The sequence below is a fragment of the Ferrimonas sediminum genome, assembly GCF_900100175.1.
Lineage (GTDB): Bacteria > Pseudomonadota > Gammaproteobacteria > Enterobacterales > Shewanellaceae > Ferrimonas > Ferrimonas sediminum.
Genome location: NZ_FNEM01000008.1, coordinates 167682 through 177845 on the forward strand (window position 1 = coordinate 167682; position 10164 = coordinate 177845).

Sequence of the window (10164 nt, forward strand, 5' to 3'; positions counted from 1 at the left end):
GGTGTGGCCGCGGGCCGCACCAGCCACCTCCAATACAGACAAAGGCCGCGTAATGCGGCCTGATTAGTTATGACCGAATCGATAAAACAAACCATTGAACAATTAAGTAAAGAGATTGAGCGCCACAACCACGCCTACTACGTGATGGACGCGCCCACGGTACCCGACGCCGAGTACGATCGGCTGATGCGCCAGCTGCAGCAACTGGAGCAGCAGCATCCCGAACTGCGGCTGCCAAACTCTCCCTCCACCCGGGTGGGCGGCCAGGCGCTGGAGAAATTCAGCCAGATCACCCACAGGGTGCCGATGCTGTCGCTGGACAACGCCATGAGCGGCGATGAATTCATCAGTTTCTATGAGCGAGTCTCTGGCTTGCTGGGGGACGAGGCGATCACCTTCTGCTGCGAACCCAAGCTGGATGGTCTGGCCGTCAGTCTGATCTATGAAGCGGGCCAGCTGGTGTCTGCCGCGACCCGAGGTGATGGCACGACAGGTGAAAACATCACTGAAAATGTTCGCACTATCAAGGCGATCCCCCTGGTGTTGCACGGCGAAGATTACCCAGAGGTGTTGGAGGTTCGCGGCGAAGTCTTTATGCCCACCGCTGGCTTTGATGCCTTTAACGAGCGGGCGCAGTCCAAGGGGGAGAAGACCTTTGCCAATCCGCGTAATGCCGCGGCAGGCAGTCTGCGCCAGTTGGACTCAAAGATCACCGCCACCCGCCCACTGAGCTTTTACGCCTACAGCCTCGGGGTGGTGGAGAACGAGTGCGCGCCGTTGCCGGTCAGCCATTACCAGCAGTTGCAAACTCTAAAAGGTTGGGGCTTGCCGGTGTCACCGGAGATTAAGCTGGTGACCGGTCAGCAAAATGTGATCGCCTATTTCGACGACATATTGTCCCGACGTCCGCAACTGCCCTACGAGATCGACGGAGTGGTCAATAAGGTGGACAGCATCGCCAGCCAGAAGCAGCTGGGCTTTGTGGCCCGGGCACCACGCTGGGCCATCGCCAGCAAGTTCCCGGCTCAGGAGGAGATCACCGAACTGGAAGAGGTGGAGTTTCAGGTGGGTCGTACCGGCGCCATGGGTGTCACCTTACCCCAGACAGTTTCAAATAGAACTAGCCATAACACAATGTCAGAAGTCGTAGCAAGGTAATTGGAAGGTCGTCATGTCAAACTTTGAATTTAACGATAAGCAGATTTCAATCATTAATAAGCTCAATTTGAATGTCGATTTAAACGTCATTGAAACTGCTTTTGGAGAACGAGTATTTGATAACCTTTCTGATGATGAATTTGTCGCTAGCTTGAAGATTGCCAATGCATTGTATCGAGCCGGTGATCCAATTATTTCTGACCATCAATACGACGCTTTAATTTCGGCGTTGACGAATAAGGATCCAAATCACCCTTATCTAACGGCTGTCGAGCCCGAAGTGTTGGTTGAGAGTAAAACTGTTCCATTACCTAAAAAAATGTTGTCTACAGATAAAGCTTATTCATTTAGTGAGATCAAAAAATGGATTGATAGGGTTTTGAAGGCAGCAGAAGAAATTCAAGTTGACTCTGCTGATGTACTGATCCGCGTAACCCCAAAACTAGATGGCTATGCCGCTTACGACGATGGGAAGACTTTATATACTCGTGGCGATGGTGTTCGAGGTCAAGATATCACAAGAGCTTTCGCTAGAGGTCTGAAAGTCGCCAATAGTGCACAGCGCGGATTAGGTCCCGGCGAAATAGTTATTAAGAAAAGCTACTTTGATGACATTCTGAGTCAATTTTTTGAGAACTCTAGAAATATTCAAGCAGCGATTATTGCTGAAAAGAAAGTTGATGAAAATGTTCAAAAGGCCATCGATAAAGGGGCTTGTGTTTTCTATCCTTTCTCATTGATTGAGAATTGGACTGGTCACTACAAAGAGCTCCAGTCTGACTTTGACTCGATAGTAGAACAGATTTGGAATGCTGTTGATTACGATGTTGATGGGGTCATTCTTGAAGTTGAAAATGACAAAATTAAAGAGCATATGGGGGCAACTAGAAAGCATCATAGATGGCAAATTGCTTTTAAAGTTAATGCCGAATCCGCCGAAGTTGAAGTATTAAAAATTATCCCTCAGACTTCAAGAACAGGACGTGTAACACCTGTAGCAGATTTGAAACCGACAAAGTTAAGTGGTGCAACGATCAGCAGAGCTACCGTTCATCATTACAAAATGGTAGAAAACAACGGAGTAGGGCCCGGGGCTGTGGTTAGGTTGGTGCGCAGCGGCTTGGTGATCCCAAAAATCGAAGAAGTAGTGAAGAGAGCCGAGCCGGAGATTCCAGAGCTTTGTCCTAGCTGTAGATCTTCTCTTGAATGGAAGGGAGATCACCTTGTTTGCAATAATTCAAATTGTCCTGCTAGAAAAGAGAATACACTCATCCACTTTTTTAAGACATTAGGAAACAACGATGGATTTGGCCCTAAAGTCATAGAGAAACTGCATCTATTTGGTGTGGACCATATTCATCAGGTTTATGGTCTTTCAGTGAATCAACTGATTCGTTTCGGGTTTGGTGAAAAAACTTCTCAGAATCTGATTGATCAACTGAGAGCTAGTCGAGAGATTGAAGTAGAAGATTGGCGTTTTCTTGCAGCATTTGGTGTAAACCGTTTGGGAGCAGGGAATTGTGAAAAGCTCCTTCAACATCATTCCATTCTAGATTTACTTAGTTTATCGGTGGATCAAATGATATCCATTGATGGCTTTGCTAAACTTAGCGCTGAATCTATTGTTGAAGGCCTAGGGAAAATAAAAGATGAGTTTCTTAGAGTCTACGGGTTGGGTTTTAACTTAGCAGAAACTCCAAAGGCATCCGAAACCAACACAACGGATTCACCTATAGCAGGAAAAACTATTGTCTTTACCGGGAAAATGATACAAGGATCTCGTGGAGACATGGAGAAGAAAGCAAAATTACTAGGTGCAAAGCCAGCTAAGTCGGTCACTGGTAAAACGGATTATTTGGTTACTGGTGAAAAAGTTGGCGAAAGTAAAATAAAGGCCGCCGCAGAAAAAGGAGTTCAGGTACTTACAGAGCAACAGTACTTGGATTTGTTTTTATCCAGTTAAATTGGGTTAGTTCAGATTTTACCTGACACTTGGTTTGAAAAACTGAGGGTTACCGGCTTTGATTGATTGTAACGAAACATTCAACAAAGAAAAAGGTAACCCTCATAGCGGTAAGAACGGTTCACTCAATCGCGGCAATTCACAACTTGCATCAGCTTTAGGATGCGGATGGCCTCATGGCTTTTGGGGTTTAGGTTGGAAGGACAAGCCCACACAATTTTTGAGTGAAAGCACCAAGAAACTCCATCGAGCGTGGTTTATCGACAGCACTGGGCTCCGATACATGTACACTCCACTCCTCACTCATCAGAGAACTAGTCCCATCGTAAGTCGAGGGATTTTCTGCTGATGACTTTGGACTACACGGCCGCTCAGGTGTCGTTATGTCAGAAGTATGCTCTGTTTCTTGAAATACAATCTGATGCTCGGGGAGATCTTCTGCAATGCGATTGGCATATTCAACGATCTTGGGCTCAGCGAATGTGTATAGCCAAGTATCACCATCGCATTCTGGGGTGATCCGAATCCCCCTTCCCAAGATTTGGCGAAAGTAAAGTTCAGTGGTGATTGAGCTTAAATGACAACACACCTGAATTCTGGGTATGTCTGTGCCTTCGCTGATCATACCAACACTCACTATCCACGGCTGGTCCCCTAGCCTGAAATGACTGATGACCTGACGTGCGTTGTTTTCCCGATAGGTGACAAGTGAGGCTGATTGGCCCAGCTGCTCTTTAAGTATCTGAAGAACCTTTCTGGCATGGGAAACTGAGGAGGCTACAACCAGGCCCGCAGCAGCCGAGTTACTTCGTCTGAGGTGATTTAGCTTCTCGACGCCAATCTCCAAACAATGGCGTAGAGCCGTTTCATTGTGCAGTATCGATCTATAAGCCCTCTTTGAGCCCGTTAAGAGAGCAGAAATACCTGCAAATTCTTGATGCTTTCCTTCCTCCTCAATGGCCAATTTATCGTTGTCGATAAGCACTATATTGGGTTTACGGCATACCCCATCAAGAACGGCATCGCGCAAACCGTACACGTAGTCACACTCTATACCATTTATACCGTAGCGAGACAGCACGATCGGACGTTTATCTGAGCGCCAAGGGGTACCGGTCAGCGCCAAGGTGTAAGCTGCCCGATCTTGAATGTGCCTAAGAATCTCTTCACCCCAGCTGTTAGCACTATTGAGATTGGACCCTGCACAATGATGGATTTCATCGAATACAACAAACACCCGATATCGATCAAGCATCTCCCAAAATACTGAGTCCAGGTATGCCATCGATTGGTAGGTGTAGGCTCCACCTATTGCTCCGATCTGTCCATCAAACCGTTGCCCCACTTGACGCTCAAATGTTGAGGCGAGCCCAGCCGCAACCTCCCTTGAGGGCGCAAAACAAAGAATGAAATCGATCTTTCCCGCTCTGTAGAGGTTTGCAGCTAATTCCGCAGACATCATGCTTTTGCCCGCTCCAGGAGTAGCAAGGCACAAAAAGTGTGGGTGCGCGCGATAGCGCTCTAGAGCGAGCTTTACACACTCCCTCTGCCATTGTCTAAGTCTCATAGGTCAGTTCGATAAGGATTGTTGGAGGATCTTGTTGATGGCCCGAATTTGGCCTAATAGTTCGGAACTGTGGTCTTTGGCCGCTTGATGCATCTGTTCGATGTCTGATCGCAAGTGCGGAAATTCGGTAACCAGTTGCTGGTATTCCTTGCATTCACCCGCACAAGCCAGCATGTCGACATGGTATTGGCTTAAGCGGCGCCTTAGCTCTTTCAGTTTTGCGGATTCACCCGCTACATCAACCGCAACGCTTGGCTGGTCAACCATAATCATCTGCTGGAAAACTGACGTTACCAGGTACTCTGCCGGCTCGCCGTCTAGGTCGTGCTTGGTAAGAAACTGGCGCTTGACTAGGTACGTCAAACGACGATAAAGCCACTTGCGCAACTCGGTCATTGAGGTATTAGTACCAAGGCCGAACCTGTCGGCATAACTGTCCACCAAAGATTGTACGGTAAAGGTCTCGCCTTTCTGCTCTTGAAGCAGTGCGAGCAATCCAGGATCGAGCCTCACTGACTGACGTTGCGCCAAAATTGCCACCTATCAAATAATTATCGCCTAATCACTCCTGTCCTTTGGAAAGGCGTCACTTTCGACACCTATAGACACCAGCACTCTCCTTGCTTAGGATTCCTAAGTATACCGGATTACCCAAAACTTAGACAATCTAAGCACCAAAGGCCAACTCAGATGACTCATCAGTGCAAAACCGCAACCCTTTCCCTCTGCGACTCAAGCAGGCTCGAGCGAACGTTGGTATCAGCCAAAGGGAACTGGGTCTTAGAATCGGCCTGGAGCCGAGTTCGGCGAGCAGCCGCATGAACCACTACGAAAAGGGCCGGCATATGCCGGACATTGAGACATTGGAACGAATAGCCAAGGAACTTGGAGTTCCTGTTGCATATTTCTTCTGCCAGTCCGAAAGCTCGGCAGAGCTTGTTTGCCTGATCGAAGGCTTGACTGAACAAGAACGGCAATTGTTGCTAGAAAAGCTCAGAAGTAAAGGAGACTAAAGTCAGGTGAAGCATTATCCCATGTGTAACGCTTACGAGTAGACGTTTCGATAGCTGAAATGTGGCGTCAGGAGCTCTGACGCTCTCTTTGGTAATCGAGACACCAGGTAAGCAGTTGATGCTGGCTTTGGCGCCAAAAGCAGCTATTGGATGCCTCCAGTGACCTGACGGGTTGTACACTCGGTGACCTGAATGGTGTTTCAACTCACTATGACCCCTTTGGTCTGAATAAATACATGCATCTAAGAAAATCTCTCAGTATGTAATATTATCTAGCATAACATCGATTGAGATTTCTACAAATATGGCATGTTTGCTGCTCTCAGCCTGGAAGTAATCAAGATGATTATCACACTTAAAAGCTTGATTTACTTGCATTTTTACTGCTAGTATTGAGAGAGTTTTGTTAATGGCATTTTTCGTTCAAATGAAGTGGTAAAAATGCACTATTAATTAGGTAGAGCAGTGAAAAGAGCTGAGTACATCCCCAAAATAAGTGCATACCTTTCAGAACTATCCTTTCGGGTAGACTCTAACACATCTGCTAACTTGACAGATGTGAACCTACACTCTGAGAACTTTTATTGTCGTTTGCTCAATTTAATTTATGGGTACAAGCTTAGCAATGAAAATGAGCTCAAGCTTAATACAGAGGCAATTGACCTAACTGATACTGAAAATAGTATTGCCATTCAGGTCACATCCACATCAGCCTTGAAGAAGACAAAGGAAACGGTATCTAAGTTTATCAGTTACCAACACCACAAGACTTACGAGCGACTAGTAATTCTAAACCTCGTAAAAAAATCAAAGCATAGAGAAAGATATATTGGTACTGATGGCATATTCCAAATTGACACAGTGAATGACATTTGGGATCCAGGAACTTTAGTCAATAAGATTACTACTCTGGATGTACCTGTAATCAAGGAAATCTTGGATTTATTAACAATAGAGTTTGGAGAAAAGCAAGACACATTAAACATTCCAAAAGAAGTTAATACCATTATTGCATTGATTGACGTTCTTAGTAATCAAGCTAACGGTGACACTGGAAAAGGAAAAAGTGATAACCCTGATCCGAATAAGAAGATCAACAGAAGGTTCAAAGATCACGCCGGTAGCCTAAAAACCAGATTTGTACAATTGTACGCAATCTATGGACCGATGCTAGTTCAGATCGAAGAAAGCACACCAACAAGCACCCCAGAAGTTTTGAAGCGCTCACTGTACTTACAAAAGCATAGCGATCAAGTATTAACAAATAGCAATAATAACCCCAAAGAAGCGTTGGCTAAACTTACTGACGAGTACTGCAGTTTGCTTTATTCCAAAGGAATAGAGTATGATGAAACTGCTATTGAATTTTATCTCGTGACAGAATTAACCCGATGCAATGTGTTTCCTAACGAGACATAGCCATGGCAAACATATTCACAAAAGATGAACTGCTGACAAACTCTCCTGCTTATGTAGGCGGGAAGATACTCTCCCTTCTAGAAAACTCTGAGACAGGCGAGGTTAGCATTTTCGAAGCTGCTGAGAATCTGATTAAATCAAATTCTTACTCGGTCAAGTCAATCTACTGCGCAATGATTTTCCTTTACTCCGTCGATCTTCTGGAGTTCAAAGACCCATATTTGGTGCTAAAATGCTCAAACTAAAAAAACTATTTTCTGAGCCAGAGATGTTCGAGCCAATAACTTTTAGAGATGGATTTAACATCATACTAGGACAGACAGATGACTCCTCGGATAAAACTAACGGTGTTGGTAAGTCTCTTTGTATCGAGTTCATTAACTATTGCTTAATGAAAAGAGCATCCGATAGCAGGGTATCAAAAATTCCCAAGAAAATTTTTCCACTAGATCACTATATTTGTTTAGACTTTGAGCTTGGAGGCTCAAAAGTTGTTGTTAAGCGCTCTTTTCATGATCCAGAACTAATTACACTTAGTGTAAATGATAGCCAATATACAAGTATTGACTATAAGCAATGCCTCAAGAAACTATCTCAGTTATATCAAAAAGGCAATGAAGCATACCTTCCTTCATTTCGCTCTATTGTTAATCTGATAGCAAGGGACGAAAAATCGGAATTCAAGTCAATCGTGAAGTGCCACGATACATCCAAAAGGATTCCTTCCGACTATTCTCCACATCTATTTTTCCTTGGGATATCTCCAGAATCATATGAAGAAGCAAAGTCATTAGTCGGTGAGATAGACACTTTAACTAAGGCAAAAACAAAGCTCAAGAAAGATATTGAGTTGATTACCGGAAAGGATTATTCAGAAGTAAATGCTGACTTGAACGAGCTGAAAGATCAGCTGTCCGAAATTAAATCCGAGCTTGAAAAGCTAGAATCATCATCATCCTACGAAATAGTTAGAGATGAACTTATAGCTCTAGATGATCAGTTGGATTCACTAAGGGCAAAGCTCGGTGTACACAAAGCTGAACTGAGCAAGATCAAGTTATTTAGAGGAAATGTCTTTATTGATAGTGATGAGCTTTCCCTCTTGTATAATAAATTTAGCTCTGGGTTGGGAGACAGCATTAAAAAGAATCTTGATGAGGTACAGTCATTCAAAAACAAAATTGACGAGTTTCAACATTCACTTCTTAATGAAAGAAGAGTCTTTCTTCAGAAGGAAGTCAGAAACTTAACCGACAAGATTATAAGTATTGAAGATTGCTACAAATCCAAAGCAAAGCTTCTTGATAGTTCTGGAAACCTTCGCTCACTGAAGAAAGTTATTACAATTTATCAGAAAAAGCTAGATGAACAATCTCAATTGAGTTCTTTTATTGGAAAGCATGATGATTACGAAAGGCAACTAAAGAGAAAGAAGCAGGATAAAATTAATCAGGTCGCTATCTTGGACGCTCATATTTTTGAAGGTCAAGAAAGAATTGAGGCTCTTAAAGAGGAAATATTCAAAGCCCATAAAAGTATTATGGGAAATAATCGCTGTCACTTTGAGATTCAAACAACTGACCGAAAGGATATTTTACAAATTGAGCTCAGAATCTTTGATGATGGAAGTCATAGTAACGAGAGAGAGAAAGTCTTTATTTATGACATCAGTATGTTAAATATGAAGAATAGCGACCACCATCCTGGCTTGCTGATTCATGATAATATTTTTGACGTTGACCAAGACACACTCGTTAAAAGCTTGAATTTTGCTCACCACAGTGTTGGAGAGTCTTTATCAAAACAGTATATTCTCACTTTGAATGAAGACAAGTTACACCCTGGGGACTTAGCTTTGCTTGATTTTAGTTTGGACTATTATGCGATTGCTCACTTTACTAAGTCCGATCGATTCTTAAAAGAGCATTATCAAGAAAGATAATCTAGTTAGTCGTAATATTATATAGAATTTCGTGGCCCCTACCGTCGATCCATTTCGGAAAGTTTCCTCCGTAGGGGCCTCTAAGCATCTGTAAACATCCCCTAAACTCAGGGCATTCCACATTAGAGTTCTCCGGCTTACACTGAGCCAAAGGGAGAACGCCTGAAGGAGCTGGAAGATGAGAATCGGCGCCTGAAGCAGATGTTCGCCGAACTCAGCCTGGACCATAAGATCCTCAAGGACATCATCGAAAAAAAGCTGTAATGCCTGCAATACGACGACAGTTGGTTGATTACGCAAAGCAGTCTTATGGCGTCAGCCTTCGCAGAGCTTGTCGGATTGTTGGCATCAGTGATTCGGTCTATCGCTATCGACCCAATAGCAGTCGGAACGACGCCGTCATTCTGGCGCTTCAGCAGGCTGTAGAGCGCTATCCGGCCTATGGCTTCAGTAAGCTGTTTAAGATACTGCGCCGCTGGGGGCATGCCTGGAGTCACAAGCGGCGTTGTTGATCAATTCATTTTCTGGAAAGACCGCTCCCAAGGGCTTTCCTGGACTTAGTTGACCATCTGACGAACAGGCATACCTAGTCTTATGACTTTGTTCATCGCTTTGACGCCAGCCAATGCTTCACCAACCTGAGCATCGTAATCACGCAGGCTGAGCTTAGGGCTAATGAGTTGCTTGTAACGATACATCGCCGTCTCAGACAAAGAACGCTGGTGATAGTTGTTGTCCTTTTTCCACTGGCTCAACTCGCCATCTTTCAGCGCTTGAACAGCGTCATTTCGGGGATGACCATCTTCCCAGTATCCGGCATTTGAACGCGGCGGAATGGTAGGTTTTGACCGCTTGCGTTGCAGCAGTTTGTGGCACTCCTTAGTGTCGTAAGCGCCGTCTGCGGATACTTGGCCAATTTGCCTTCTCAACGGGTTAAGCATGGTCGGCAGCACTTCGTTATCAGCCACATTAACCAGGCTGATTTCGGCGGCCACCACCTCGTGGGTTGCAGCATCTACAGCCAGGTGGAGTTTGCGCCAGGTTCGGCGTTTCTCCTTGCCGTGCTTACGAGTTTTCCATTCTCCTTCGCCATAGACCTTTA

General features: G+C 44.7%; 7 protein-coding genes and 2 pseudogenes. 6 read left to right on the top strand and 3 right to left on the bottom strand.

Features of this window, described 5'->3' with window-relative positions:
* Positions 1-69: 69 nt before the first annotated feature.
* Together ligA and BLT77_RS11310 are read left to right on the top strand one after the other, a co-directional pair.
* A pseudogene (gene ligA, locus BLT77_RS11305) lies at positions 70-1131 on the top strand (NAD-dependent DNA ligase LigA); the annotation flags it as partial.
* Between the two features lie 40 nt (positions 1132-1171).
* On the top strand, positions 1172-3121 hold the full coding sequence (locus tag BLT77_RS11310) for a BRCT domain-containing protein (protein WP_090365374.1): 1950 nt from the start codon (positions 1172-1174) through the stop codon (positions 3119-3121).
* Positions 3122-3311: 190 nt separating this feature from the next.
* Here the strand turns inward: BLT77_RS11310 and BLT77_RS11315 are convergent, their stop codons facing one another.
* Positions 3312-4688: a DEAD/DEAH box helicase gene (locus BLT77_RS11315; protein WP_090365375.1), complete on the bottom strand. Its 1377-nt coding sequence runs from the start codon at positions 4686-4688 to the stop codon at positions 3312-3314.
* Positions 4689-4691: 3 nt separating this feature from the next.
* Positions 4692-5219 (bottom strand): hypothetical protein, encoded by a 528-nt coding sequence (locus BLT77_RS11320; protein WP_143026619.1) that lies wholly within the window; start codon positions 5217-5219, stop codon positions 4692-4694.
* A gap of 170 nt (positions 5220-5389) precedes the next feature.
* On the opposite strand from BLT77_RS11320, the gene BLT77_RS11325 reads away from it, so the two are divergent.
* The 4 genes and pseudogenes from BLT77_RS11325 to BLT77_RS20500 all read left to right on the top strand — a co-directional run.
* Entirely contained in the window at positions 5390-5701 is a 312-nt protein-coding gene (locus BLT77_RS11325) for a helix-turn-helix domain-containing protein (protein WP_090365377.1), read from the top strand.
* Positions 5702-6166: 465 nt separating this feature from the next.
* Positions 6167-7120, top strand: a complete 954-nt coding sequence (locus BLT77_RS11330) for an SMEK domain-containing protein (protein WP_090365378.1) — start codon at positions 6167-6169, stop codon at positions 7118-7120.
* 232 nt (positions 7121-7352) lie between these two features.
* On the top strand, positions 7353-9062 hold the full coding sequence (locus tag BLT77_RS11340; RefSeq protein ID WP_090365380.1) for a DUF2326 domain-containing protein: 1710 nt from the start codon (positions 7353-7355) through the stop codon (positions 9060-9062).
* Between the two features lie 156 nt (positions 9063-9218).
* Positions 9219-9565: pseudogene (locus tag BLT77_RS20500) on the top strand (IS3 family transposase); the annotation flags it as partial.
* 54 nt (positions 9566-9619) lie between these two features.
* Here BLT77_RS20500 and BLT77_RS11350 read toward each other — a convergent pair.
* On the bottom strand, positions 9620-10164 hold a 545-nt coding region (locus BLT77_RS11350), incomplete at its 5' end, for an IS5 family transposase (protein WP_143026621.1).